The 26,256-nt window shown below is 68.3% G+C and carries 24 protein-coding genes; 12 read left to right on the forward strand and 12 right to left on the reverse strand.

Annotated elements, in window-relative coordinates; genetic code table 11:
* Nucleotides 1–9: 9 nt before the first annotated feature.
* From ACIOU8_RS08745 to ACIOU8_RS08760, 4 genes are read right to left on the reverse strand one after another with little or no spacing between them, the layout of a single operon-like run.
* Nucleotides 10–1,089 carry an ABC transporter ATP-binding protein gene (locus tag ACIOU8_RS08745; protein WP_400788190.1) on the reverse strand — a complete coding sequence of 360 codons (1,080 nt, stop codon included), beginning with the start codon at nt 1,087–1,089 and terminating at the stop codon, nt 10–12.
* Nucleotides 1,086–1,880: an ABC transporter permease gene (locus ACIOU8_RS08750; protein ID WP_400788192.1), complete on the reverse strand. Its 795-nt coding sequence runs from the start codon at nt 1,878–1,880 to the stop codon at nt 1,086–1,088. Before ACIOU8_RS08750 ends, ACIOU8_RS08745 begins: the two co-directional genes overlap by 4 nt.
* On the reverse strand, nt 1,877–2,824 hold the full coding sequence (locus ACIOU8_RS08755) for an ABC transporter permease (protein ID WP_400788195.1): 948 nt from the start codon (nt 2,822–2,824) through the stop codon (nt 1,877–1,879). Before ACIOU8_RS08755 ends, ACIOU8_RS08750 begins: the two co-directional genes overlap by 4 nt.
* Complete coding sequence (locus ACIOU8_RS08760) at nt 2,821–3,960, reverse strand: ABC transporter substrate-binding protein (RefSeq protein WP_400788197.1); 1,140 nt, start codon at nt 3,958–3,960, stop codon at nt 2,821–2,823. The genes ACIOU8_RS08755 and ACIOU8_RS08760 overlap by 4 nt, the downstream gene beginning before the upstream one ends.
* A gap of 169 nt (nt 3,961–4,129) precedes the next feature.
* Here ACIOU8_RS08760 and ACIOU8_RS08765 point away from each other — a divergent pair, with 169 nt between their 5' ends.
* A complete protein-coding gene (locus tag ACIOU8_RS08765) occupies nt 4,130–4,957 on the forward strand; it encodes a sulfite exporter TauE/SafE family protein (protein ID WP_400788199.1) in 828 nt (275 codons plus the stop codon).
* 174 nt (nt 4,958–5,131) lie between these two features.
* Here ACIOU8_RS08765 and aspS read toward each other — a convergent pair whose 3' ends face one another.
* Nucleotides 5,132–6,913 carry an aspartate--tRNA ligase gene (aspS, locus tag ACIOU8_RS08770; protein WP_400788201.1) on the reverse strand — a complete coding sequence of 594 codons (1,782 nt, stop codon included), beginning with the start codon at nt 6,911–6,913 and terminating at the stop codon, nt 5,132–5,134.
* A 129-nt stretch (nt 6,914–7,042) separates the two neighbouring features.
* Here aspS and ACIOU8_RS08775 point away from each other — a divergent pair, with 129 nt between their 5' ends.
* Together ACIOU8_RS08775 and ACIOU8_RS08780 are read left to right on the forward strand one after the other, a co-directional pair.
* Nucleotides 7,043–7,417, forward strand: coding sequence for a DUF5684 domain-containing protein (locus ACIOU8_RS08775; protein ID WP_400788203.1), 375 nt, complete (start codon nt 7,043–7,045; stop codon nt 7,415–7,417).
* A gap of 1 nt (nt 7,418) precedes the next feature.
* Nucleotides 7,419–8,048 carry a histidine phosphatase family protein gene (locus tag ACIOU8_RS08780; protein WP_400788206.1) on the forward strand — a complete coding sequence of 210 codons (630 nt, stop codon included), beginning with the start codon at nt 7,419–7,421 and terminating at the stop codon, nt 8,046–8,048.
* A gap of 22 nt (nt 8,049–8,070) precedes the next feature.
* Here ACIOU8_RS08780 and ACIOU8_RS08785 read toward each other — a convergent pair whose 3' ends face one another.
* Both ACIOU8_RS08785 and ACIOU8_RS08790 read right to left on the reverse strand, forming a co-directional pair.
* Nucleotides 8,071–8,739, reverse strand: coding sequence for an SAM-dependent methyltransferase (locus ACIOU8_RS08785; protein ID WP_400788208.1), 669 nt, complete (start codon nt 8,737–8,739; stop codon nt 8,071–8,073).
* Nucleotides 8,736–9,749 carry an NAD(P)/FAD-dependent oxidoreductase gene (locus ACIOU8_RS08790; protein ID WP_400788210.1) on the reverse strand — a complete coding sequence of 338 codons (1,014 nt, stop codon included), beginning with the start codon at nt 9,747–9,749 and terminating at the stop codon, nt 8,736–8,738. The genes ACIOU8_RS08785 and ACIOU8_RS08790 overlap by 4 nt, the downstream gene beginning before the upstream one ends.
* A 68-nt stretch (nt 9,750–9,817) precedes the next feature.
* Here ACIOU8_RS08790 and ACIOU8_RS08795 point away from each other — a divergent pair, with 68 nt between their 5' ends.
* The 5 genes from ACIOU8_RS08795 (at nt 9,818) to ccsB (ending at nt 14,758) form a co-directional block, all read left to right on the forward strand.
* Nucleotides 9,818–10,402, forward strand: coding sequence for a helix-turn-helix domain-containing protein (locus tag ACIOU8_RS08795; RefSeq protein WP_400788211.1), 585 nt, complete (start codon nt 9,818–9,820; stop codon nt 10,400–10,402).
* A 114-nt stretch (nt 10,403–10,516) separates the two neighbouring features.
* Nucleotides 10,517–11,170: a TlpA family protein disulfide reductase gene (locus ACIOU8_RS08800; RefSeq protein WP_400788213.1), complete on the forward strand. Its 654-nt coding sequence runs from the start codon at nt 10,517–10,519 to the stop codon at nt 11,168–11,170.
* A 16-nt stretch (nt 11,171–11,186) separates the two neighbouring features.
* Complete coding sequence (locus ACIOU8_RS08805) at nt 11,187–11,966, forward strand: cytochrome c biogenesis CcdA family protein (protein ID WP_400788215.1); 780 nt, start codon at nt 11,187–11,189, stop codon at nt 11,964–11,966.
* 28 nt (nt 11,967–11,994) lie between these two features.
* Entirely contained in the window at nt 11,995–13,767 is a 1,773-nt protein-coding gene (locus ACIOU8_RS08810; RefSeq protein ID WP_400788217.1) for a cytochrome c biogenesis protein ResB, read from the forward strand.
* A 4-nt stretch (nt 13,768–13,771) separates the two neighbouring features.
* Nucleotides 13,772–14,758, forward strand: a complete 987-nt coding sequence (ccsB, locus tag ACIOU8_RS08815; RefSeq protein ID WP_400788219.1) for a c-type cytochrome biogenesis protein CcsB — start codon at nt 13,772–13,774, stop codon at nt 14,756–14,758.
* Between the two features lie 15 nt (nt 14,759–14,773).
* Here the strand turns inward: ccsB and ACIOU8_RS08820 are convergent, their stop codons facing one another.
* The 3 genes from ACIOU8_RS08820 to ACIOU8_RS08830 form a co-directional block, all read right to left on the reverse strand.
* On the reverse strand, nt 14,774–15,370 hold the full coding sequence (locus ACIOU8_RS08820) for a 2'-5' RNA ligase family protein (RefSeq protein WP_400788221.1): 597 nt from the start codon (nt 15,368–15,370) through the stop codon (nt 14,774–14,776).
* Nucleotides 15,371–15,532: 162 nt separating this feature from the next.
* Nucleotides 15,533–17,497, reverse strand: a complete 1,965-nt coding sequence (locus ACIOU8_RS08825) for a YhgE/Pip domain-containing protein (RefSeq protein ID WP_400788224.1) — start codon at nt 17,495–17,497, stop codon at nt 15,533–15,535.
* The gene (locus tag ACIOU8_RS08830) at nt 17,494–20,313 is read right to left on the reverse strand and encodes an MMPL family transporter (RefSeq protein WP_400788226.1); all 2,820 of its coding nucleotides are present in this window, start codon (nt 20,311–20,313) and stop codon (nt 17,494–17,496) included. The genes ACIOU8_RS08825 and ACIOU8_RS08830 overlap by 4 nt, the downstream gene beginning before the upstream one ends.
* Before the next feature lie 141 nt (nt 20,314–20,454).
* Here ACIOU8_RS08830 and ACIOU8_RS08835 point away from each other — a divergent pair, with 141 nt between their 5' ends.
* Nucleotides 20,455–21,078, forward strand: a complete 624-nt coding sequence (locus ACIOU8_RS08835) for a TetR/AcrR family transcriptional regulator (RefSeq protein ID WP_400788228.1) — start codon at nt 20,455–20,457, stop codon at nt 21,076–21,078.
* 31 nt (nt 21,079–21,109) lie between these two features.
* Here the strand turns inward: ACIOU8_RS08835 and ACIOU8_RS08840 are convergent, their stop codons facing one another.
* Both ACIOU8_RS08840 and ACIOU8_RS08845 read right to left on the reverse strand, forming a co-directional pair.
* Entirely contained in the window at nt 21,110–22,087 is a 978-nt protein-coding gene (locus tag ACIOU8_RS08840; protein WP_400788230.1) for an o-succinylbenzoate synthase, read from the reverse strand.
* 58 nt (nt 22,088–22,145) lie between these two features.
* A complete protein-coding gene (locus ACIOU8_RS08845) occupies nt 22,146–23,165 on the reverse strand; it encodes a GNAT family N-acetyltransferase (protein ID WP_400788232.1) in 1,020 nt (339 codons plus the stop codon).
* 112 nt (nt 23,166–23,277) lie between these two features.
* On the opposite strand from ACIOU8_RS08845, the gene ACIOU8_RS08850 reads away from it, so the two are divergent.
* The 3 genes from ACIOU8_RS08850 to ACIOU8_RS08860 are packed head-to-tail and all read left to right on the forward strand — an operon-like array spanning nt 23,278 to nt 26,231.
* The gene (locus ACIOU8_RS08850) at nt 23,278–24,219 is read left to right on the forward strand and encodes a 1,4-dihydroxy-2-naphthoyl-CoA synthase (protein WP_400788234.1); all 942 of its coding nucleotides are present in this window, start codon (nt 23,278–23,280) and stop codon (nt 24,217–24,219) included.
* Nucleotides 24,220–24,235: 16 nt separating this feature from the next.
* Nucleotides 24,236–25,396 (forward strand): AMP-binding protein, encoded by a 1,161-nt coding sequence (locus tag ACIOU8_RS08855; protein WP_400788236.1) that lies wholly within the window; start codon nt 24,236–24,238, stop codon nt 25,394–25,396.
* Nucleotides 25,397–25,439: 43 nt separating this feature from the next.
* On the forward strand, nt 25,440–26,231 hold the full coding sequence (locus tag ACIOU8_RS08860; protein ID WP_400788238.1) for a class I SAM-dependent methyltransferase: 792 nt from the start codon (nt 25,440–25,442) through the stop codon (nt 26,229–26,231).
* The last annotated feature ends 25 nt before the right edge of the window (nt 26,232–26,256 follow it).

A 26,256-nucleotide genomic window follows, 5' to 3' on the forward strand; every position in this document is an offset into this window, starting at 1 on the left:
GGCGGCGAGTCAGCCGCGAGGATGCACCGCCACAGGCTCGGGCGCTACAGCGATGCGCACCCGATCTCCGAAGGCCGGGTGGATACCGGGAGCATGCTGCAGGCGCACCAGCTCGCCAGATTCTGTGCGCACGAGCGTGCGGCGCATGCTGCCCAGGAACGTGCTCTCCTGCACGAGGGCGTCGGTCGCGGCATCCGCCTCAGACGCGAAGTGCACGTTCTCCGGACGCAGGTAGACGTCGACGGGCCCGTCGGCCGGCGACTGCAGGGGGAGCTTCTGGCCCCACACCACGACATGATCGCCCTCGGCGACGCCCGACACGACGCTCGAGAGACCGACGAATGCGGCGACACCCGCCGTCGAGGGTGTCGTGTAGAGCTGCTCGGGAGTGCCGATCTGCTCGATGGTCCCGGCGTTCATCACGGCGATCCGGTCGGAGACAGCCAAGGCCTCCTCCTGGTCGTGCGTGACGAAGACGGTCGTGATGCCGAGCCGAAGCTGGATGCGGCGGATCTCGTCTCGCAGCTGCACGCGCACCTTGGCGTCGAGGGCGGAGAGCGGCTCGTCGAGCAGCAGCACCTTCGGCTCGGTCACCAGTGCGCGGGCGAGCGCGACGCGCTGCTGCTGACCGCCGGAGAGCTGATGCGGGAAGCGGTCGGCGAAGTGGGCGAGGCCCACCAGCGCCAGAGCATCGAGAGCCCGCTTGGCGGCCTCGGCCTTGCCCACCCCGCGACGCCGTAGCCCGAACGCGGTGTTCTCCGCGACGCGCAGGTGAGGGAACAGCGAATACGACTGGAAGACCATGCCGATGTCGCGCTTGTTGGTCGGCACCCGCGAGACGTCTCCGCCGTCGAGCAGCACCGCGCCGCCGTCGAGACCCTCGAGACCGGCGAGCACACGCAGCAGAGTGGTCTTGCCGCAGCCCGAGGGGCCGAGCAGAGAGACGAACTCACCGGGCGCGATGTCGAGGTCGACGCCGTGCAGCACGGTGTTGCCCGAGTAGCTCTTCACGATGCCCTGCAGCTGCACGCGGGTGCCCTCGCCGGCCTCGGCGAGCAGCATGTTGTCGGCGGTGTCGGGGAGGGTCATGAGCGGGCCTTTCCGTTGCCGCGAGCGAGGCGGCCGATGAGCAGGAGCAGAAGGAAGACGAACAGCAGCGCCAGCAGGGTGAAGATCGCGGGAGCGTAGGCATCCTGTTTCTGGACGACCACCATGGCCGTCTGGAACACCTGGCGATTCAGGAGCGAAGCGATCGTGAACTCTCCGAGCACGACGGCGATCGAGATCAGCGACGCCGCCAACAGCCCCTGCCTCAGGTTCGGTGCGAGCACCGTGAGCACGACGGTCGGCCAGCTCGCACCGAGCGATCGCGCGGCTTCGGCGAGGGTGCGCATGTCGGCTGCGTCGATGGAGGCCTGGATCGAGCGGTACGCGAACGGCAGCACCGTGATGCCGTAGGCGAAAGCCAGCGTCCACGTGCCGGTGCCGAGTGCGCGCCCGATCTGCAGGTAGATCGGCGCGAGTCCGACGACCAGCACGATCGCGGGGATCGAGATCGGCAGCAGCACCGCGAACTCGAACACGGGCCGGAGCTTGGCGAAGCGCAGGTTCACCAGGATCATCGTGGGTGCGAGCAGCAGCAGCACGATGGCCACCGTCACGACGGCGAGGATCAGCGAGTTGCCGAGACCCATCCAGATGGGCCTGATCGCCGCCGACTTCTCGGGGTCGAACAGCGCTGCCCAACGCTCGAGTCCGAGGGTTCCGTCGCTCTGGCGCAGCGTGTAGAGGAACGTGGAGATCAACGGGATGGCGAAGAAGGCGCCGACGACGATGCCGATGATCCAGCGGGTCGCGAGAGAGGGGCCGAGACGATTCATGACTGCCACCTCGCGGCTCGTCGTTGGATGAGCGAGTACAGGGCCATGACGATTCCCACGATCACGATCATGCCCAGCGCGAGTGCGCCGGCCAGGTTCTCGCGGCCGAGCACGGTCTCGCTGGTGAGCGCCGCGCGGATCTGCAGCGGAACGATCTGCGCGCCCTGGCTCGCGAGGGCCGCGGCCGTGGCGTACGAAGAGAACGCGTTCGCGAACAGCAGCAGCAGGCTCGCGAGAAAGGAGGGGGCGAGCACCGGGATGCCGATGCGCAGCCAGAAGCTCGAGCTGGTGCCGCCGAGCGTGAGGTTCGCCTCGGCCCACTGCGGCTTCAACGCGGCGAGGGCGGGCATGAACGTGATCACCATGAGAGGGATCTGGAAGTAGATGTACGGCAGGATCAGTCCGGGCAGTTCGTAGAGCCAGGTGCCGTTCGCGAAGATGTCGAACCCGAGGTCGTTCTTGAGGAAGAGCGTCACGACGCCCTGGATGCCGATCGTGGCGATGAAGGCGAACGCGAGCATCACGCCACCGAATTGCGCGAGCACGCCGGCCGCGGCATCCACCGTCGAGCGGACCGGGCCGTCGGGGTTCATGCCGAGGAGGGCATAGCAGACGAGCGCTCCGACGAGCGCGCCGACGACGGCGGTCAGCAGCGACAGCCCGGCCGAGTTCGCGAAGGTGGTGAGGACGACGGGGTCGCCGAGGGCCGAGACGTTCGCCCACGTGAACGAGCCGTCCTTCGTGAAGAAGCCCGAGCCGATCGCGAGGATCGTCGGCACGGCGAGGAAGAGCAGCACGTATGCGGCGAAGGGCACGAGACCGAGCCAGGCCGCTGACGACGCCGAGCGCCGGGGCCCCGAGATGACGGGCACGGCGCCGGCCGGAGTGAGGGGGACGGGGGCGGATGCCGTGGCATCCGCCCCCGTCGTGGTGGCAGTGGTCACTGGACCGCCGCTGCCCACTTCTCGCCGAGCAGCGTGCCGGCGTTCGTCGACTGCTCCTCGGTCGGCACGACCGTCTCGCTCGGGACCTCGGGAAGAGCCGCGGCCAGGTCGGCGTCGATCGTGCCGGCCTCGGTCATGGCCTCCATGCGCGCCGGGCGTGCGCCGCCCTTGAGCCACAGGTTCTGCACCTCGTCGCTGTAGAGGAACTCCTGCCACAGGCGTGCGGCTGCCGGGTTCGGGGCATCCTTGTTGATCGCCTGGTTGTAGTAGCCGGCATAGCCGGTGCCGTCGAAGACGACGACTTCCCAGTTCTCGTTGTCGGCCTTGTGCGAGGCGTTCAGGTAGTCCCAGTCGAAGACGACAGGGGTCTCGCCGCTCGCGACGGTCGCCGTGGTGACGTCGACCTTGAGCAGGTTGCCGGCCTTCTGCATGTCGGAGAAGAAGTCGATGCCCGGCTGGAAGTCGTCGAGCGTGCCGTCGGACTGCACAGTGGCGAGGCCCACAGCGGCGAACGCCGCACCGGCCTGGGTCGGGTCGCCGTTGATGGCGACGGCACCCTTGTAGGCGGCGCCCTTCAGGTCGTCGAGCGATTCGGGAGCGTCGAACTTCGACGAGTCGTAGCCGATCGACATGTACCCGCCGTAGTCGCCGACGAAGAGTCCGGCCGGCTCCTTGAGCGCGTCGGGGATGTCGTCCCACGTCTGCACCTGGTACGGGGCGAACACGTCGGTGTTCTGCAGGGCGACCGTGAGGCCGAGGTCGAACACGTCGGGTGCGGTGTCGAGGCCCTCGTTCGTCTTCGCGGCCTGGATCTCCTCAGCGCTCGACACGTCGGGCGATGCCTCGTTGATCGTGATCTCGGGGTACTTCTCGGCGAAGAGGTCGATGATGTCGCCGTAGTTGGCCCAGTCGCGCGGAAGGGCGATGACGTTGAGCTGGCCCTCGGCCTTGGCAGCCTCTTCGAGCTCGGCGAAGGAGCCGAAGTCCTCGACGGAGGTGGCTGCTGCGGCGTCGACCTCGTCGCTGCCGGCGGCCGGGGCCTCAGCGCCCGTCGCGCAGGCGGTGAGGCCGAGCGCTGCGGTGGTGAACAGGGCGATGCCGGCGCCGATGCGCGCGCGGCGGTGGAAGTTGGTCATCAGGGTCCTCTCGGTGCCCGGCGTTGCGCGCCGGATTCGGGTTGCGAGAGGACACTATGAGCCGCGGGTTGCCGATCATCGCGGCCCCGGTGAACGCGAGATGTCCGAAGCGTGGCGGGTCGCACCGCCGTGGCGTTCGAGACGCCGTGCAGTCTGACATCCTGGACGGATGGACATCGGTGGGATGCTGGGGCTCGAGCAGCTCACCTGGGGAACCCTCATCCTCATCGTCATCGCGGCGTTCGCCGCAGGGTGGATCGACGCCGTCGTGGGCGGCGGAGGGCTGCTGCAGCTGCCTGCCCTGTTGCTGATCCCGGGCATCACGCCGATCCAGGCGCTCGCGACGAACAAGCTCGCCTCCGTGTTCGGCACTGCCACGAGCAGCGTCACCTATTACCGAAGAGCGAAGCCCGACATCCGCACGGCCCTTCCGATGGCGGCGATCGCGCTCGCCGGGTCGTTCGGAGGAGCAGCGGTCGCGACCATTCTGCCCGCCGCGGCTTTCAAGCCGATCATCGTCGTGGCTCTGCTCGCTGTGGCGCTCTTCACGGCGTTCCGCCCGCAGATGGGCGCAGCGACGCGGCTGCGCTTCAGCGGTCACAAGCACCACGTCATGGCCGGACTCGCGGGACTCGTGATCGGCTTCTACGACGGACTCATCGGACCGGGAACGGGCACGTTCCTGGTGATCTCGCTCGTCGCGCTGCTCGGCTACGACTTCCTGCAGGCGAGCGCGAAGGCGAAGATCGTGAACCTCGCGACGAACACCGGCGCCCTGCTGCTCTTCATCCCGCACGGCGCGGTGCTGTGGCTGCTCGGCGGCATCCTCGCGATCGCGAACGTCGCCGGCAGCTATCTCGGCTCGCGGATGGCGATCTCACGCGGAACGACGTTCATCCGCGTCGTGTTCCTCGTGGTCGTCGTCGCGCTCATCGCAAAACTCGGAGTCGACGTGTGGAACGAGAACATCGCCCCGGCACTCGCATCCCTGCCCTGAGCGTCCGTCCGTGCGTGCGCCTCGTAAGTCCGATTGCGCTTCGCAAGTCCGAATCGCGGGGATTCGGACTTCGGAGGCGTACTTTGACTTGTTCAGCGTGCGGCCACGGCGGCGCAGGGCCATACGAAGAGGCCCCCTCCCGCCGGAGCAGGAGAGGGCCTCAGTGCACGAAGATCAGGCCTCGTCGTCCTCGGGCTCGAAGTCGACGCCGGCCTCGGCCCGCTGCTCGGGCGTGATCGGAGCGGGTGCGGCCGTCAGCGGGTCGAAGCCGTTGCCCGACTTCGGGAACGCGATGACGTCGCGGATCGACTCGGTCTTCGACAGATGCTGCAGCACGCGGTCCATGCCGAGCGCGATTCCGCCGTGGGGCGGGGCGCCGAACTTGAACGCGTCGAGCAGGAACCCGAACTGCTCCTGCGCGACCTCGTCGCTGATGCCCATGACCTCGAACACGCGCTTCTGCACGTCTTCGCGGTGGATGCGGATCGAGCCGCCACCGAGCTCCGAGCCGTTGCACACGATGTCGTACGCATAGGCGAGGGCGGAACCGGGGTCGGTGTCGAACGTGTCCTGGAACTCCGGCTTCGGTCCGGTGAACGCGTGGTGCACGGCGGTCCAGGCTCCGGCGCCGACGGCGACGTCACCCGATGCCACGGCATCCGCTGCCGGCTCGAACATCGGGGCGTCGACGACCCAGGTGAACGCGAACTCGTCGGGGGTCAGGTAGCCGAGACGGCGGCCGATCTCGACGCGGGCAGCGCCGAGAAGAGCGCGACTCTCCTTGGTCGATCCGGCGGCGAAGAAGACACAGTCACCTGCGGAGGCGCCGACGAACTCCGCCAGGCCGGCCTGCTCGGCCTCGGACAGGTTCTTGGCAGCGGGGCCGCCGAGCGATCCGTCCTCGTTGAAGAGCACGTAGGCGAGACCGCGGGCGCCGCGCTGCTTGGCCCAGTCCTGCCACGCGTCGAGCTGCTTGCGCGGCTGGCTCGCGCCGCCCGGCATGACGACGGCACCGACGTACTCGGCCTGGAAGACGCGGAACGGGGTGTTCGCGAAGTACTCGGTGGCCTCGACGAGCTCGAGTCCGAAGCGCAGGTCGGGCTTGTCCGAACCATACTTCGCCATGGCGTCGGCGTAGGTCAGGCGCGGCAGCGGGGTCTGCACCTCGACGCCGATGGTCTTCCACATCGCCTGGATGAGCGTCTCCATCAGCGTGATGACGTCTTCCTGGTCGACGAAGCTCATCTCGATGTCGAGCTGCGTGAACTCCGGCTGGCGGTCGGCGCGGAAGTCCTCATCGCGGTAGCAGCGCGCGATCTGGTAGTACTTCTCGACACCGCCGACCATGAGCAGCTGCTTGAACAGCTGCGGCGACTGCGGCAGGGCGTACCAGCTGCCAGGGTGCAGGCGGGCGGGCACGACGAAGTCGCGAGCACCCTCCGGCGTCGAGCGGGTGAGCGTCGGGGTCTCGACCTCGGTGAAGTCCTCGCCGTGCAGCACGTCTCGGACGGCCTTGTAGACGTTCGAGCGCAGACGCAGAGCGGATGCCGCCGCGGGGCGACGAAGGTCGAGATAGCGGTACTTGAGGCGCGCCTCCTCGCCGACCGTCTCGGTGTCGGCGACAGCCGTCGACACCTGGAACGGCAGGGGAGCGGACTCGTTCAGCACCTCGACGTCGGTCGCGATGAGCTCGATCTCGCCGGTCGGCAGGTTCGGGTTCGCGTTGCCCTCGGGGCGACGGGAGACCTCTCCGGTGACCTTGAGGACGAACTCGTTGCGCAGCGGGTGCGCGATCTCCTCATCGCGGATGACGACCTGGGCGATGCCCGATGCGTCCCGAAGATCGATGAATGCGACTCCTCCGTGATCACGACGGCGATCGACCCAACCCGAAAGGGTGACGGTCTGACCGATATGCTCGGCTCGCAGTGAGCCTGCCGAGTGGGTGCGAAGCACGGAGGATTCCTCCTGATCTGGGAAATGATGAACCCGCCCATTCTACGGGGACGGTGTCGCCTCCTCCGCCGGTGGCATATCGGTCAGTAGGATCGCCACGACAGCCGCTCGACCAGCGAAAGGGTCATCATGGACTCCAACGGCATCTCGGATCTGTACGCTTCGATCTTCTCCGGCACGACGGGCCTCATCGTCCTCGTCTTCTACGTCCTCGTCGTCATCGGCCTGTGGAAGGTGTTCACGAAGGCCGGGTACCCCGGCATCCTCGCGATCATCCCCATCGTCAACATCGTGTTCCTCGTCAAGATCGCCGGGATGTCCGGCTGGCTCGCTCTGCTCTATCTCATCCCGATCGTCGGTTTCGTCTTCGGGATCATCGTCGCGATCAAGCTCGGCGAGCGGTTCGGCAAGGGGGGACTCTTCTCGTTCTTCCTGCTCTTCGTCTTCCAGTACATCGGGTATCTGATCCTCGGCTTCGGCGAGTCCCGCTACCGCGCGGTCTGACGTGGGGGCGTCCCGACTGCACCTCGTCCGTCATGGCGAGGTGCACAATCCGAAGCGCGTGCTCTATGGTCGGCTGCCCGATTATCACCTGAGCAGTGCCGGGCGGGAGATGGCGCAGGCGGCCGCCGATCACGTCGCCTCGCTCGACAGGCCGGTGGCCGCGCTGTACTCCTCACCGCTGGAGCGCGCACAGGAATCGGCCGAGCCGTTCGCGGCGCGATTCGACCTGGTGCCTGAGATCGACATCCGCATCATCGAGCCGACGAACGTGTTCGAGGGCACGCAGATGCGCCGCTCGCTGATGAACCCGCTCAACTGGTGGCACCTGCGTCAGCCGTCGCTGCCGAGCTGGGGCGAGCCCTACGCCTCGATCGCCGAGCGGATGCTGAGCGCCATGGGTGAGGCCTGGAGGTCCGCCGACGGCGGTGATCTCGTGATGGTGTCGCACCAGGCGCCGATCTGGATCACCCACCTGCGCGTCGCGGGTCTGCCGCTGCAGCACGACCCCCGCACCCGTCGCTGCGCGCTGTCGAGCGTGACATCCTTCGAACTCGTCGGCGACGTGTGGCGAGAGGTCGCCTACGCCGAACCCGCGGCCACCGGGGGCGCGGTCGACGTAGGAGCTGTCTGACCCTCGGGTACCCCGGTCGGCATCAGTGCATCGGACGACGCACCCGCACGACCGCGTCGAGCAGAGTGACGTCGTGCCCACCGCGTGCGGCGTCACGCTGGACGGTGGTGTTCGACTCGACGATCCAGTCCTCGCCGAGGTCGAGAGATGCGAGGACCTCGGCGGGAGTGGGAAGCGGCGGAGCGTCCGGATCGTGCTCATGGCCGGACCCCGGAGGGGACGCCGCATGGCCGACGACCAGCAGTCGGCCGCCGGGTGCCACCGCCGCGACCGCCCGGCGCAGGATGGCCTCGCGGGGGAACTCGAACGGGGAGTGCAGGAACGCCGATGTCACGAGGTCGTACTCCTGTGTCGGATGCCACGTGGTGAGGTCGGCCCGCTGCCACGTCACGCGGTCGGCGAGTCCCTCACGCGTCGCGTGCAGCGCGGCGACCTCGAGAGCTGCGGTGGAGAGATCGACGGCCGTGACCTTCCACCCGTGTCCCGCGAGCCAGAGCGCGTCTGCGCCCTCGCCGCACCCGAGCTCGAGTGCGCTGCCCGGCGTCAGTCCGGTCACCTGAGCCGCGACGGTCGCGTTGACCCTACCGCTCCACATGCGACCGTCGTCGCCGCGGCCGGTGCGGTAGCGGTTCTCCCAGAAGTCAAACGCGTCGACGTCCGCCCGTGCGTGATCGTGGTGCATCTCCTTCATCCCCTCCGAACCTCGGCCAGTGCTGCGGATGCGGTGGCGACCTCTTCGGCGATGATCTCACCGTTGACGGTCAGCGCCGCGGTGGCCCCGGCCCCCATAGCGATCGGCACCAGGGCTCCCGGATTGACGGCGTTGCCGACTGCCCACACTCCTGCGACGCTCGTGCGTCCGAAGGCATCCACCTCGACGCACTGCCCCATGGGCGTGTCGACGCGATCGGCGCCCAGCTGGCGCAGGGGGTCGTCAAGCGGCGCGAACGCGGGCTCGGCGAACACGACGTCGAGCGGCACGACGGTGCCGTCGTCGAGCGCGAGTCCGGTGAGACGATCCGCGTCGACGACGACCCGCGAGACGGCGCGATCCTCGAGTCGTACGCCCCGATGCTCGAGCAGGCGACGGTCGTCGACGGGCAGAGGGCCGGACAGTGCGGTGAAGACGGTGACGTCCGGGGAGTAGGGGAGGATCATGTGCGCCTTGTGCACTCCCGCCGCCGATCCGAGGAGGACGCCGACGGCGCGACCCTTCGCCTCGTAGCCGTCGCAGTACGGGCAGGCCACGACTCCGCGTCCCCACTGCTCACTGAGGCCAGGGATCGACGGAAGCACGTCGCGGGCGCCTGTCGCCACGATGAGGCGATGCGCGCTCTCGACCGCCCCGGATTCGGTGACGACGTCGAAACCGCCGTCAGACGAACGGGTCTCGACGACGCGTGCGGTGCGGATGACTCCGTTGGCGGAGCGCACCTCGCGGTAGCCGTCGTTCACGAGGTCAAGAGGGGAGTAGCCGTCGCGACTCAGCACGCCGTGCATGTGCGGCGCGAAGCGGTTGCGAGGCTGGCCGCCGTCGAGGACCAGCACCCGTCGGCGCGCACGCGCCAGGATGAGTGCGGCGCTCAGGCCGGCAGCACCTCCACCGATGATGATGACGTCCCATCGATCGCCCGACGGAATCGTGGTCGAGCTGCTGCGTGCGGTGTCGGTGGGTGAGAAGGTCGAGGAATCGCTTGTCATGGTCCCAGAGTCCGCTAGCCTTGGCGGATCGGCAACAATCGATGCTGAAACGGCAAGAAGGAGATCGCATGCCTGACGGCACCCTCGCGCTCATCGGCCCCAGGCTGAAGGGGTGGCGGGAGAAGCGCAGCATGACTCTCGTGGAGCTCTCGCGTGTGACGGGCATCTCTTCGAGCACGCTGTCGCGCCTGGAGGCAGGCAAACGCGCTCCGAACCTCGAGCTGGTGATCCCGATCGCCCGCGCCCTGCGCCTGGAGCTCGACGACCTGGTGCCGCGAACGGCTCCCGATCCGCGTGTCGCGCGCAAGACGAAACGTGCCGGAGAGGTCTGGTACGAGTCCCTCTCGCCCGAGATGAGCCCGGTCCAGACCTACAAGGTGACGCTTCCCGCGAATCCCGCGGGGGTCGTGGTGACGCCTCAGCCGCAGGTCCACGACGGACAGGAGTGGCTGTACGTGCTGTCCGGGCGTCTGCGCCTCGTGCTCGGCGAGCAGGATGTCGTCCTCGGCCCCGGCGAAGCCGCCGACTTCGATACGCGCATCCCCCACTGGCTGGGAGTCGCCGGGACCGGACCGACCGAGTTCCTGTCGATCTTCAGCAAGGACGGGAAGCGCATCCACCTCCGTGCCCGCACCTCCGGATCCAACATCTAGGGAGATCACGCATCGGCAAGGCGCCGCCCGTTCGACGACGAGACCGGCGGAGCGTCGCTCGACGGCCGAGGGCGTCCGGCCCATGCATAGGAACCCCCGCGTAAAATGGGAATCGTGCCACTCGCCTCGACGGTTCTTCCGATCCGCAGCGGCCGCCCCTCCCGCATCCGGCCTTCTCGCCGCGCGGTCGGTGCCGCGCTCGCCGCGGTACTAGCCATCGGTCTGAGCGCCTGCGCTCCCGATCCCGTGAACGATTCGTTCCTGAGTGGTGACAATCCCGGCTACGTCGCGGCCGACGGAGCGATCGTCGAGATCCCGGTCGCCGAGCGCGGTGAACCCGTCGTCGATTTCGGCGGCGTGACCGAGAACGGCGACGACTTCAGCAGCTCCGAACTCGCGGGCAAGGTGACGGTCGTCAACTTCTGGTACGCGGGTTGCGCGCCGTGTCGGCTCGAGGCAGAAGACCTCGAGAGTGTGTGGCAGGAGCACGGCGGAGACGACGTCGCCTTCCTGGGGATCAACACCCGTGATCAGGCCGACACCGCCAAGGCGTTCTCGGCGGAGTTCGGTGTGACCTACCCGAGTCTCATCGATGTCGACACCGCCGAGGCGAAGCTCGCCTTCGTATCGTCGGTGCCTATCCAGGCGACGCCGACCACCCTCGTGCTCGACAAGCAGGGCCGAGTCGCCGCACGCATCATCGGGCCGATCGACGGCACCTCGATCCTCTCGACGCTCGTCAAGGACGCGCTCTCGGAGGACTCGTGAGTCTCTCGGGAGCGGCGTGAACCCCGAAGCCATCATCGGATCGGGAGCCCTGTGGCTCGCGATCCCTGTCGCGATGCTCGCCGGGCTCGTCTCCTTCCTCTCGCCGTGCGTGCTGCCGTTGGTGCCCGGCTACCTCGGATTCCTCGGAGGAGCGGTGACTCCTCGCCGCGCGGCGAGCACCACGGACGGCACCGCCGCCTCGACGGTCGAGGCTCCTGCCCGCAGCCGACTCGTGCTCGGCGTCCTGCTCTTCATCCTGGGTTTCACCGTCGTCTTCATCCTCTACACGGTGCTCAGCGGCACGTTCGGCGTCTTCTTCCTCCGCTGGGGTGACCTGATCACCCGCATCCTCGGAGTCTTCATCATCGTCATGGGCCTGATCTTCCTGGGCGCTTTCGGCTTCGCGCAGCGCGAGATCCGGTTCCACGTCGATTCCAAGGCGGGCATCATCGGCGCACCGCTGCTGGGAGTCGCTCTCGGAATCGGCTGGGCTCCGTGCATGGGGCCGACGCTCGGCGCGATCATCGCTCTCTCGTTCAACGCCGGCGATCCGGTGCGCGCCGGATTCCTCGGCCTCGCCTACTCGCTCGGCCTCGGCATCCCGTTCCTGCTCGTCGCCCTGGGCTTCGGGTGGGCCACGAAGACGGTCGGATTCCTCCGTCGCCACATCCGCGTCGTGAACATCATCGGCGGCGTGCTGCTGATCGTCCTCGGTGTGCTGATGGTGACCGGGCTCTGGACCGACATCATGTCGCGACTCACGGTGGTGATCGGCAGTGTCCCCCTCCCGTTCTGATGAGAACACGACGCATCGGAAGGATGACGTGAGAAGCACAACCGAGAGGTCCAGCGATCCGCTCCGACCGTCAGACCACGTCGATGGTGAGGAATCGATCACCCAGCCGCGCCTCGGCTTCGTGGGCTGGCTGCGCTGGGGCTGGCGTCAGCTGACCTCGATGCGCACCGCGCTGATCCTGCTGCTCGTGCTCGCGATCGCGGCGATCCCCGGCTCGATCTTCCCGCAGCGGATGGCCGACCCCAACGGCGTCACGGAGTGGGAGCGCAACAACCCCGATCTGTTCCCGGTGCTCGACTCGCTGAAGCTGTTCGACGTGTATCTGTCACCGTGGTTCTCGGCGATCTACCTGCTGTTGTTCGCCTCCCTCGTCGGCTGCGTGATCCCGCGCATCCGGCACCACGCCAAGGCGCTGCAGGCCCGACCGCCCCGCACTCCCGCACGACTGAAGCGGCTCGCCGACTTCCGCGCGGTCGATCGCGCGTCGACGGACGCACCCGCCGACGCGGCGGCGACGATCGACATCGCGACGAAACAGCTCAAGGCTCTCGGATACCGAGTGGAGCGCTATGACGCGGGTCGCACCGCGTCGGTCTCGGCCGAGCGCGGCTACTGGCGCGAGACCGGCAATCTCCTCTTCCACCTGGCCCTCGTCGGCGTGTTGATCACGGTGGGCCTCGGGGGCGGGTTCGCCTACACGGGCCAGCGAGTGCTGGTCGAGGGTGAGACGTTCGCCAACACGCTGCTCGACTACGACTCGATGAACCGCGGCCGCTTCGTCAGCGACGGCGCCCTCGCGCCGTACTCGATGCGCCTCGACAGCTTCGACGTCACCTACCAGCCCTTCGGCGAGCCCGGCTCGGGTCAGGCCGGTGACTTCTCGGCCAACGTCACCGTGCAGGAGAACGGCGAGGAGCGCACCGGCTCGGTCAAGGTCAACGAGCCTCTCGGCGTCGCCGACGACAACGTCTTCCTGCTCGGCAACGGCTACGCCCCGACGATCACGGTCCGCGACCCCGACGGGGAGGTCGTGTTCACGAACAGCACGCCGTTCCTGCCGCAGGACAACAACATGACCTCGCTCGGCGTCATCAAGATCCCCGACGGCCTCAGCGAGCAGATCGGTCTCGTCGGCTTCTTCTACCCGACAACGGGCGTGCTCGACACCGGTGCGTTCTTCTCGGGCTTCGGCGATCTGACCAACCCGACCCTCACGCTCGACGTGTACACCGGCGATCTCGGCATCAATGAGGGCGTGCCGCGTTCGGTCTATGTGCTCGACACCTCGGACATGACGAAGGTGACCGGACGCACGACCGATCTCGAGTCGATCGAGCTGGCCCCCGGTGGCACGGCCGACCTGCCGAACGGACTCGGAACCGTGACCTTCGAGGACGAGTCGCCGGCGGGGGCCACCGACGCGTCGCAATCGGTCAAACGCTTCGCCTCGCTGCAGATCCACCGCGACGCGTCGGGGCCGTGGGTTCTGGGCTTCGCGCTTCTCGCGCTCGGCGGACTCATGCTCGCTCTGTTCATCCCTCGGCGCCGGGTCTGGGTCAAGGCGACGGCAGCCGATGGCGTCGTCTCCCTCGAGTATGCCGGGCTTGCGCGTGGCGAGGACCCGACGCTCGCCACGGCTGTCGACGACCTCGTGGCCGGTCACACGCGTCTGATGGACGCGGCAGGAGTGACGACGGCGGTGCCGACCGTCATCGATCCAGACCAGGCTGAAACGGCGTCCGAGAACGTCCGCGAGGGTGGCCCTGAGCGCCCCGCATCCGACACCCCGAAAGTAGACTGACACCATGTTCGATCTCGAAGTGATCTCGCCGATCCTGCTGTGGACGGCGATCGCGATCTACGCTGCGGCCTTCGTGGCCTACGCCTTCGACCTCGCCCGCCGGTCGCAGCTTTCCGCAGACGCGGCGAGCGTGCGGGAGTTCGAACTGGTCGGTGCCGGAGCGGGGACGCGTGGTGCCAAGGGAGCGAAGGGCGGGTCGGCATCCGACTCCGCGGTCGCCCCCCAGCGTTTCGTGATGGCCCGCATCGGCACCTCACTCACCGTCCTCGCCTTCATCTTCCACCTCGCCGCCACGCTCACGCGCGGTTTCGCGGCCGGGCGCGTGCCCTGGGCCAACCTCTACGAGTTCGCGATGATGGGCACGTTGCTGATCGTCGCGGTGTTCCTCGTGGTCCTGACGCGCATCGATCTTCGCTTCCTCGGCACGTTCATCACGGGTCTCGTCGTCGTGCTGCTGGGGCTCTCGGCCACGAACTTCTACGTCGAGGTCTCGCCTCTGATGGACCCGCTCAAGAGCGTGTGGCTCGTGATCCACGTCTTCGTGGCTTCCCTCGGCACCGCGTTCTTCGCCCTGGCCTTCGCGCTGTCGGTGATCCAGCTGATGCAGTCCCGCCGCGAACGGCTGATCTCGGAGGGCGCCGAGAAGACCGGTCCCGGGTTCCTGCGCACCTTCCCGGGTTCGGAGCGCCTCGAGAGCATGGCCTACCGTTTCACGATCATCGGCTTCATCCTCTGGACGTTCACGCTCATCGCCGGTTCGATCTGGGCCTACTACGCGTGGAGCCGCTTCTGGGGCTTCGACGTCAAGGAGACCTGGACCTTCGTCATCTGGGTGCTCTACGCCGGATACATCCATGCGCGTGCGACCCGCGGCTGGCGGGGCAACCCGTCGGCGTGGCTGGCGATCGTCGGCTTCTCGGCCGTGCTGTTCAACTTCACGATCGTCAACGTCTTCTTCAAGGGTCTGCACGCCTATTCGGGCCTCAGCTGAGCGCCCGAGCGGGCCTCATCTGAACGAGCGCAGCCCGAACGGGATCACTTCGGAGTGCTCGACGCCGTCTTCGTACCAGACGAGCTCGGCCTCGCTGATGGTCTCGGCGGGGCGTGAGCTGAGCGAGCGACGGGATTTGTGCGACAGCTCGGTCCACGCCGCGGGTGCGAGCGTCTTCGCGTAGATCACCGACAGGTGGAACGTCCAGTCCTCCGTGCTGCGCTCGTCCAGCCGCTGGAAGTCGGTGCTCTCGAGAGCCTCACTGAGATTCGCGTACGCCGACACCAGCGAAGGTGTCCGTCTCAGGCGCAGGATGACGACCTGCCATGGTGCCGGAAACACGTCGACGGCCTCGGCGACGACCTCGATCGGGCGCTGAGCCACCGCCCATTCGCGGATCAGGGAGAGCAGTTCTTCGCGGCGCTCAGGCTCGTGGAATGCGCGAAGCGTGACGTGCTCGGTATGCGGGTGCGGCGCGTCCATCCGGCCGAGGGCTGACCTCTGCTCAGCCCGGTAGACGTCCGAGACCGCTCTCGTCGGGCGCAGCACGAGATACTGCTGACCCTCGAGTGACTCGAGCTGGGCGGGAGAGGTCATGAACGGGCGACGCATCTTCTGATCGTACGTGCGCAGGTGCGTGTCCGAATACCGTCTCTGCCCTGACGGGCACGACTTCGGAGATCGACGACGACGCGCCGCGCATCGAGAACGTGGCGCGGCGCGTCGGCTGGTGTGGTCCGAGGATGTGCCCGGGCGGAGGCCCGGAGCGGGGGCTCAGGCCGTCGCGACAGCCGCTCTCACTGACGTCGTGCGACGCAGGGCGACCGCGACGGTGGTCGCGACGAGCGAGAGCACACCCCACACGATGAGGCCGGCGGCCGCGCCTCCGTTCGCGGCGATCAGACCGGCGAACGCGGGGGCTGTGGGCAGGGCAGCGCCGAGATCCGCCAGCCAGCCTGGCACGGTCGAGATCAGCCCTGTCGCGATCGCGAGCACTCCGACGAGGGCGCTGATCCAGCGACCGATGCCGCCGAAGAGGGCGACGAGCGCCTGGTTGACGGCTGCGAACACGACACCGGCCAGCACGGCGATGCCGGCGAACGCCCACCAGGTCGCGGCATCGTAGCTCGCGACGATCTGCACGATCAGTGAGACCAGCAGGCCCTGAGCGGCGCCGATGGCGGCGGCCGGGGCGAAGGCGCGCAGCGCGAGTCCCGCAGATGAGCGCCGCGACGTGAGAGTGCGCGCGGTGTGCGCCCGCATCACGAGGAACGAGGCGAGAGCGCCGAACCACAGCACCACTGCCGCCAGCAGCGGGATGGCGGTCGGGCCGAAGATCGTGGCTCCGTCGGCGCCCTTCGACGCCACAGGGTCGGCGATCACCGAGGCGAGCGAGGTCGACTCGGTGTCGCTGAACGAGGGGAGGGAGTCGGATGCGGTGCGCAGGCCCCCGGCGAGATCACCGGTTCCGGTGGCGAGGGTGTCGAGGCCGGTCGCGAGCTCGGCAGCGCCGGTCGCGAGCTCGGTCGTCCCATCGGACAGCTGAACGGCTCCGGTCGACAGTGCTCGGGCACCGGCGGCGGACTCGTCGAGACCCTGGGATGCCAACTGGTTCAGGCCGTCCGCGAGACTCGTCGCACCGGCACCCGCGTCACCGAGCTGGGTCGCGAGGGCCGTGAACGCACCGGGAAGGGTGGCGATCTGCGGTTCGACGGCCGTGAGATAGCCCGATGCCGTTCCGGCGGCCTTCGCGGCGTCCGCCGCGTTCGCTGCCTCGGTGGCGAGCTGAGCGCACAGTTCTCCGGAGACGGCGGGGTCGCAACTCGCCGCCATCGTTCCGAGCGTCTGTGCGAGCGTCGCGGTCTTCGTCGCAGCGTCGGTCGCGGCGTCGGTTCCGGTCGAGATCGCCCCGACGAGCGCGGGCATCTGCCCTGCCTGGGTGCTCAGCTCCGTCGCCCCCGCGGTCAGCCCGGTGCCGATCTGGCCCGCTCCACCCGCAGCCTCGCGGGTCTTCGACGCGAGCGTGTCGAGTCCGGAGGCGAGCGACGAGGCGCCGTTTCCGAGTTCGGTGGCGCCAGAGGCGAGCTGTGTCGCGCCGTCGGGGATCGCGGCCGCGCCCGTCGCTGCATCCCGTGCGCCGGTGGCCAGCTGGGCGGCGCCGTCGGCGGCCTCTCCGATCTGATCGCCGATCGTGGTGAAGCCGACGAGGATGTTCTCGGTGGTGGCCTCCGACAGCAGTGTGCCCATGCTCGAAGCGGCCACATTCGCGATCTGACTGGTGATGAGATCGTCGGCGACGAGCCCGTCGTCCGGCGTGGTGACCTGGATGGTCGCCTGCTCGGCGTCACCTCCGCCGTCTGACACCGCCTGCCCTGCCGAGGTCGCGGCAGCGGAGAAGTCCTCGGGGATCGTGATGACGGCCTGATACGACCCGTCAGCGAGCCCGTCGGCCGCGTCATCCTCGTTCGAGATCACCCAGGTGAGGTTGGAGTCGAGGTCGTCGGATCCTTCGACGAGTCCCGACGCGAGCTGCCGCCCCAGCGGAGTCAGCTGGCCCTCGATCTCCACCGGCTCGTCGAGGTTGACGATCGCAGCAGTCATCGAGTCGAGACGCTCTGTCGGGTTCTGCAGTGCGGCGACCAGGATGCCGCCTACGGCTGCAGGCAGCAGCAGGATGCCGAGGACGGTCAGCCACGTGATGGGCTTGCGCGAGCGGGCGCGTTCGATGGGGAGGGTCATGCGTTCACCTCGGTCGATTCGGTGGTGCCGTCTGCGGTGCGGGGCACCGTGGACTCGGGTCGTGTCTGTGCTGCGGGTGCGTCGATGTCGATGACGCCGGCGGTGGTGCGGCCGGCGTCTGCGAGGATCTCGAGGCCGACCTCGGCGTCGAGAGCAGTGAGCAGGATCGCGGTCGTGCTGCGGGAGTCACGCAGTCGTGCTGCGAGCTGATCGCGTTCGGGGCGCGACAGCCGGTCGGCTGCGTCGATCACCACGAGCGCGGGCCGCCCGCGCAGCGCCTCCGAGAGGTCGGCCGACAGGCTTCCGGCATCCGTGGTCATGACTGCTCCGACGTGCGCGCGTACCCACGCTGCTCGCCCCGGCAGCAGGTGGCCGGCGACCCGGAGGCGTCCGTCGTCGGGGGTCGCACGGCCGGCGATCATCAGCGCCAGGGCGCGGAGCGCGCCGGCAGACGAGCTGGTGAGCACGGCGGACCCACCGGGAGCGAGGCGCAGGTGGAGGCGGTCGATGCCGGCATCCGTCACCGAGAGATCGTCGGCGGCCACGACCGAGTCGTCTCCCGGCCATTCGGCCAGGTGACGCTCGCGTTCGACCGCCTCGCCCTCGATGTCGACGCTCGGGAGGATCTTCTCCAGCCACGCCGGGATCTCCCATGCGCGCTCGCCGAGAATGGCCATGAGAGCCGGGATCAGCGTCATCCGCACCAGGAACGCATCGATCGCGATGCCGGCCGCGAGGCCCAGCGCGATGGGCTTGAGCGAGGAGTCGCCTTCGGGGACGAACGCCACGAACACGGCGAACATGATGAGTCCGGCTGCGGTCACCACCTTCGCAGATCCCGTGAAGCCGCTGCGCACGGCTCGCAGTGCGGCGGCGCGACGCGTGGCCCGGTTCGCAGATCGGGGTCCCTGAGCGTGTCGAAGGGCGGGGTCGTGCACGAAGTCCTCGCGCATCCGCGACACCAGGAAGACCTGATAGTCCATCGCGAGTCCGAACAGCACGCCCATCAGGATGATCGGCATGAAGCTGATGATCGGGCCCACCTTGGCGACGTGCAGGGCATCGGCGAACCAGCCCCATTCGAACACCGCGCCGACGATGCCGAAGGCGGCCACGATCGACAGCAGATAACCGGCGGCTGCGGTGATCGGCACCCAGAGCGAGCGGAAGACGATCGTGAGCAGGATCAGCGACAGGCCGATCACGAAGATGCCGAAGGGCAGCAGTGCGTTGCCCAGTTGGTCGGAGATGTCGATGCCGACCGCTGTGAAGCCGGTGACCTTGAGGTCGATGCCGAATTCTTCGAGCCACTCGTCGTGGTGCGATCGCAGCTCGCGCACGAGTTCGGCCGTGGCGGGGTCGTCAGGTGCCGTCTCGGGGATGATCTGCACGATGCCGGTGTCGGCCGTCTCGTTCGGCGTTGCGAGGGCGACCTCTTTGACGCCGTCGATCTCGGCGACCTCGTCACCGAGGTCCTCCATCAGCGTGAGCGGATCGGTCGAGGTGACGATCGTGCCCGTGAGGATCATCGGCCCGTTGAAGCCGGGGCCGAACTCCTCTGCGACGAGGTCGTAGCTCTGGCGCGCTTCGGAATCCTTCGGCAGCACACCGGCGTTGGGCAGCGCGAGGTTCAGGCTCAGCGCCGGCACCGCGATGATGCCGAGGCCGATCACGACCGCGAGTGAGACGAGTATCGGGCGCCTGGTCACGCCGGTCACCCAGCGCTCGCTGAATCGCACACGCGGAGCGGGAGCAGGCTTGCCCTCCTTCGCCTTTCGGGTCTTGCGGGGCCGGCCCGCGACACGGCCCTTCATGAATCCCAGCAGCGCAGGGGTGAGCGTCACCGCGATCGCGACGGCCACCGCGACGGCGGCGGATGCCGCGATGCCCATGGTCGTCAGGAACGGGATGCCGGCGAACCCGAGTCCGATCAGGGCGATCAGCACGGTCACGCCCGCGAACACCACCGCAGAGCCGGCTGTGCCGACGGCGCGGGCGGTGGATTCCTCGGGGTCGACCCCCTCGCGGACCTGATCCTGGTGCCTGGCCATGATGAACAGCGCGTAGTCGATGCCGACCGCGAGGCCGAGCATGAGGGCGAGGAGAGGAGTGGTCGACGATACCGTGGCGAAGGCGGTCGCGGCGAAGATACCGGCCATCGAGATGCCCACGCCGAGCACCGCGGTGAGCAGCGGGAGCCCTGCGACGACGAACGAGCGGAAGGTCACGATCAGCACGAGCAACGCGATGAGCAGACCCACGGCCTCGGTCAGTGTGACACCGGGGATGGAGGTGGCGAACAGTTCGCCACCGAGAGAGGTCTGCGATCCGTCCGGAAGCTCGTCGGCGAGTTGGGCCACGACGGCTCGCAGGTCGTCCTGCGTCTCCTCCGACACATCGCTGGCCTGACCGTCGAACTGCAGACGGATGATGCCTGCGGTCTCGTCGTCGTTGATCATCCCGCTGACCATCTCGTCGAACGGAGAGGTGGCCGAGAGCACAGAATCATCGAGGTCGGTGAGCTGGTCGACAGCATCCTCGATGTCGTTCTGATAGGCATCGTCTGTGATCGAGTCGCCATCCGCGGCGACCACGATGATCTGCGCGCTGGTTCCGCTGACCGCGGGGAAGGAGCGGTTGAGCTGCTCGAGACCCGCCTGGGACTCGGTCCCCGGGATGGAGAACGAGTTGTCCGTTCCTGCCCCGAGCACGAGCGCGCCGGCGCCGGCGATGCCGAGCGCGAGAAGCCAGGAGACGAGGACGCGCCACGGGTGCCGGTAAGACCAGCGGCCGAGCGAGGACAGGAGTGTGGACACGAGGCTCCTCAGGGAATACGGGTTGGATACACAGGTGTATCCAATACATACCTGTATCGTAAGGTGATCCGTGCCCCGGAGTCTGTGTGCGGGGTGTGAGATCCTTCGACAGGCTCAGGAACCCAGTGGAAAGATGGATCGATGACGACACCCGCCACCCGCAGCCGGGAGAACACGCGAGCCAGGCTTCTCGATGCCGCTGCGCAGGTCTTCGCAGAGGTCGGCCTCGACGGCGCCTCGGTCGAAGCGGTCTGCGACCGCGCCGGATTCACGCGTGGAGCGTTCTACTCGAACTTCGAGTCCAAGGACGAGCTCTTCCTGATGCTCGCCGGCAGTGTCGGCGAGCAGCGCGTCAACGGGGTGCGCGCGCGCGTCGAGGAGATCGCCGCAGAGGGCGGCCTCTCAGAGGGGTGCGACCCTGTCGAGCTCGTCCAGCGCATCATGGACGCGGGCGGTGACGACCGACTCGGCGTGATGCTGATGAGCGAGATCCGCATCCGCGCGCTGCGCGATCATCAGTTCGGCGCGGCCTACCTCGTGCAGGAGCGCGAGATGGTCTCGAGCATCGCCGTGATCATCACGGACATCGTCTCGGTCAGCTCACTCGAGCTGAAGGTTCCGGCCGAGGAGGCCGCGCGCATGCTCATGATCCTCTGGGAGGGCATGACCGTTCGCGGTGCGATGGCCGGCCAGGACTCCGATCAGCTGCGGCACGCGAGCAGCGAGGAGCTGGGCAGGCTCGTGCAGCTGCTGCTCGCCGAGTGAGGGAGATGCTCGGCCTGCAGATGAGCGCGGCTCAGCGCGCGGTGAGCGTTTCGTAGCAGCGGCTGAGGCGATCGAGCCACCAGTCGCGACGATCGGCTGAGGCGGCGAGTCGGGTGAGCGCCGCAGCACCCGGAACGACCCGCTCTGCCGAGATCGAGCCGTCGACCGGCCGCAGGTCGGCGACGTCGTCGAGGAACAGGGATGCGGTGCCGAGCCCACAGTCGTAGTCGAGTGTGGGGAGTGCAGCGGCCAGTGCCGCCCCCTGCGAGATCCCGATCGCGGTGTCGAGCGCGCTCGAGACGACTACGGGCAGGCCGGCTGCGGTGATGATCTGCAGCGCATGGGTGATTCCCCCCAGCGGCTGCGCCTTGATCACGAGCAGGTCGGCGGCCTTCTCCCGAGCGACTGCGAGCGGGTCGGACGACTTGCGGATGCTCTCGTCTGCCGCGACCGGGATGCCCATGTACTTCACGCGGGTGCGCAGCTCGGCGAGCTCGGGCACCGTGGCGCAGGGCTGCTCGACATACTCGAGATCGAACTCGTTGAGAGCGTGCACCGCATGCTCGGCCTCGTCGACGTTCCAGGCCCCGTTGGCATCCACACGGATGCGCCCTTCCGGACCCATCGCCTCTCGCACGGCTCGTACGCGGGCGACGTCGTCCGCCAGCGTCTGTCCGGGCTCTGCGACCTTGACCTTCGCGGTGCGGCACCCGGCGAAGCGGGCCAGCACCTCGGCGACCCGCGCCGCCTCGATGGCGGGGATCGTGGCGTTCACACCGATGCGCTCGCGCAGGGCTGCGGGCTGCGGCCGCCACGCGAAGTCGATCGCTGCAGCGAGCCACGTCGCTGCTTCGGCATCCGAATACTCCAGGAACGGAGAGAACTCTGCCCACCCCTCGGGGCCTTCGAAGAGCAGGGCCTCTCGGGTGTCCACTCCGCGGAAGCGGGTATGCATCGGAAGCGAGACGACCCTGGCCGAGGCGAGCAGATCTGCGAGCGGTGGGAGCATGTGCTCATTCTGCTCTGTCCGAGCCGCTGCGGGGATCCGCCGTGCCGACGGAGGTTCCTCAGAGCAGACGCTTCTGCAGTTCGCCCAGTCGTTCGCTCGGGCTGAAGCCGAGCACCGTGTTCACAGCGAGCATGTGCGCATTCGATTCGGCGTTGTAGGTGTAGGCGGCGCGTGCCTGAGGTGCCTCGCGGTGCAGCATCCGCAGGTTGGCGACCTTGACCGCGATGCCGAGCCGGTGACCTCGGTCGGCCGCGCGGACGAGGGTTCCCCACTGATAGGCGTTGCCGTCGTCGGTCGACACCACGAGCTGCGAATAGGCGGCGGCGTCGCCGTCCGGCGCGAGTGCGATCGTCCCGAACGAGATTCGGCCCTGCGCATCGAGCAGCTCCTCGCTCTCGCGGATACCGTCGACATCGGGCTTCTGCGGTTCGATGTCGAGCTCGCCGGTGGGCGCCTCGGTCTCGAGCGTCGCATCGAGGATTGTCCAGCCTTCGACCACGTCGTCGGGGATGCGGCCCACCCAGCTTCGGATCTCGTACTGCGCGATCGCAGATGCGGTGTCGCGCTCGATCGTGTCGAGCAGTGCGGGGTCGACCGGCAGCCGCAGTCTGCTCTGCACGTCGCCGAGAGCGAGGCTGTATCCGTGTCGCCTCGCGAACTCGCGGCCGGGGGATCCCGCTCCCTCCGCCCCGAGCGCATACGGCCAGGACGCCGAACTATGCGCGGTCGTGCGGTCGGATGCCACGGCTTCGCGTTCGAGGAAGGCGAGCGCCTCGGTGCCGATGCCCCGTCGTCTGTGGCGAGGAGGCACGCTGATCGCGAGGTGCGCGACGTGCGTGTTGTCCTTGAGAGGCAGCCCGAGGCTTGCGGATCCGACGATGTCTGCGCCGTCACGGAGCAGATAGGCGCGCCGGTCGACGACGGCCGATTCCTGCTGCAGCTCGCTGCGGCTCTCCGCCCGAGACCAGACGACGGCATCCGCGCCTCGGTCCGCTCGTTCGGCGGCGGCGTAGCACTCCCACCACGCAGCCACCTCGGCGTCGTCGAAGGGATCGATGCGGGAGATCTCGATCATCATTCCCCCACGGTACTTGCAGGTGCGAAGACGGCGTGGGCGATGGCCCTGCGGAATCCGGCTTCGGGGCGACGCCGTCTGCGTGTGCAACCCCCGCGGGAATAGGCTGGATGCTGTGACCAGCGCATTCGTCTCAGACCTGTTCGACCCGGACGAATGGGTGCTCGCGCCCGGTGCCGAGGACTACACCGACATCACCGCCCACGTGAGCAAGGACGGCGGAGTCGCTCGCATCGCGTTCAACCGCCCAGAGGTGCGCAACGCCTTCCGTCCGCACACGGTCGATGAGCTCTATCGCGCGCTCGACGACGCACGGCAGAACCCTCGCATCGGTGCCGTGCTGCTCACAGGCAACGGGCCGAGCCCGAAGGACGGGGGCTGGGCGTTCTGCTCGGGCGGAGACCAGCGCATCCGCGGCCGCGACGGCTACAAGTATGCTTCGACAGGCTCAGCAACCCAGGATGCAGGCTCAGCAACCCAGGACGCGTCGGCGCAGCCGGCCGTGGGTCGCCTGCACATCCTCGAGGTCCAGCGCCTTATCCGTTTCATGCCCAAGGTCGTCATCGCCGTCGTTCCCGGGTGGGCGGCCGGCGGCGGTCATTCTCTGCACGTGGTCTGCGACCTCACGATCGCCTCTGCCGAGGAGGCGCGGTTCAAGCAGACCGACGCCGACGTCGGCAGCTTCGACGCCGGCTACGGTTCGGCCTACATGGCGAGGCAGACCGGTCAGAAGTTCGCACGCGAGGTGTTCTTCCTCGCGGAGGAGTACTCGGCGCAGCGGGCCTACGAGGCGGGGGCCGTGAACCGTGTCGTCCCCCACGCCGAGCTCGAGCGCGAAGCGTTGAAGATGGCGCGCACCGTGCTCACCAAGTCGCCCACGGCGATCCGCATGCTGAAGTTCGCGTTCAACGCCGTGGACGACGGGCTCGTCGGGCAGCAGGTGTTCGCGGGCGAGGCCACGCGCCTCGCCTACGGCACCGACGAGGCGGTCGAGGGCCGCGACTCGTTCCTCGAGAAGCGCGACGCCGACTGGTCGTCGTTCCCCTGGCACTACTGAGCGGATCGAGACGGACATGGTCGCGCTGACGCCGACGGATGCCGAGGATCCGGCCGAACTGCGTGACGCCCTGGCGCGAGCGCTCGACGGCGGGCCGGCGCTCGGCTTCGGGATGCTGGGTGACGCGCCGAGATCGGTGCCGGACGGCACGGCCGTGGTGATCGCCACCTCGGGCTCGAGCGGCGTTCCCAAACGCGTCGCCCTGAGCAGCGAGGCGCTGCGAGCGAGTGTCGAAGCCACGGCCGCGAGGGTCGGCGGCGGACGCTGGCTGCTCGCCCTCCCGGCCGGATACGTGGCCGGACTCCAGGTGGTCGTGAGGTCTCTGATCGCGGGCACGCATCCGGTCGCGTTGAGGGGTCGCTTCTCTCCGGAGTCCTTCGCCGATGCGACGCTGTCGATGCTCCGACCGTCGTCCGGGGCATCCCTCTCGATCCCCGAGCTGTACACATCCCTCGTTCCCGCACAGCTGTCGACGCTGCTCGATGCCGCGGATGACGCGCCCGTCCGCGCCGCGCTGCGGGCTTACCGCGCGATCCTCGTCGGAGGGCAGGCGCTGCCGGTGCCGTTGCGGGAGCGGGCCGCCGATCTCGGCATCCGTCTCGTCCGCACGTACGGTTCCACCGAGACCAGCGGAGGATGCGTGTACGACGGCGTTCCCCTCGACACAGTCGCCGTGCGCACCGTCGACGGCGAGCTGCGCATCGCAGGTCCGATGCTCGCTGACGGGTACCTCGGCGACGGGGAGCTGACCGCGAAGAACTTCACGCGCGACGAGCACGGCATCCGCTGGTATCACACCGGCGATCTCGGCCTCTTCGACGACGGTGTGGTGCGCGTGCACGGTCGTGCCGACAACGTGATCGTCTCGGGCGGCATCAACATCTCCCTCGACCGCGTCGAACGGCTGGTCCGCAGCGTTCCAGGACTCACGGGCGCCGTGGTCGTCGGCGTGCCGGATGAACGATGGGGCGAGGCCTCGGTGATCGTCGCGCCGCGCGGCGAGGTGCTGCGGCGCAGCGAGGCCGAGCAACTCTCGCACGCACGGGATCTCGTGGCGGAGGAGCTCGGCAAGCATGCGCGCCCCGTGCGGCTGATCATGGTCGACGAGCTCGCCGTGCTGGCCTCCGGCAAGCCGGATCGCGAGTCGATCCGGCTGGCCGTCCTCGAGCTGCACTGACGGTCGATTCCGTTCTGCGAGAGGTTTCTTGCCAGACTGAGTCATGGCCACCTATACGCACGGACATCACGAGACCGTTCTCCGCTCGCACAGCAGCCGCGACATCTCCAACTCCGCCGAGTACCTCCGCCCGCACCTGGCCGAGACCACCAGACTTCTCGACGTCGGAGCGGGACCCGGCAGCATCACGGTCGACTTCGCCGGCATCGTCGCCCACGTGACGGCGACCGAGATCGATGAGAACGCGCTCTCGCTGTCGCGCGATCTCGCGTCGAGCAGAGGCCTGCAGAACCTCGATTTCGCGGTCGAAGACGTGCATGCGCTGAGCTTCGCCGACGACACCTTCGACGTCGTGCATGCACACCAGGTGCTGCAGCACGTCGGTGATCCGGTGCAGGCGCTTCGTGAGATGCGCCGCGTGACGGCGCCGGGGGGAGTGGTGGCGGCACGCGACGCCGACTATGCGGGCTTCATCTGGTTCCCCATGCTGCCCGAGCTCGACCGATGGCTCGACCTCTACCGGCGCGCGGCACGAGCCAACGGCGGAGAACCCGACGCCGGACGACGTCTGCTCGCCTGGGCGCGGGCGGCCGGGTTCGACGACGTGACGGCGACGACCTCCAACTGGACGTACGCGACTCCCGAGGAGCGCGCCTGGTGGGGCGGCATGTGGGCAGATCGCATCCTCGAGTCCGCACTCGCGCGGCAACTGGTCGACAGCGACATGGCGACGCCGAACGACCTACAGGCGATCAGTGATGCGTGGAAGCGCTGGGCCGACGACGGCGACGGGTGGTACCTCGTGCCGCACGGCGAGATCATCGCCCGCGCCTGACACGCGCCGCGGATACATCTGCAGG

This window comes from Microbacterium sp. NPDC087589 (assembly GCF_044743635.1).
Taxonomy (GTDB): Bacteria; Actinomycetota; Actinomycetes; order Actinomycetales; family Microbacteriaceae; genus Microbacterium.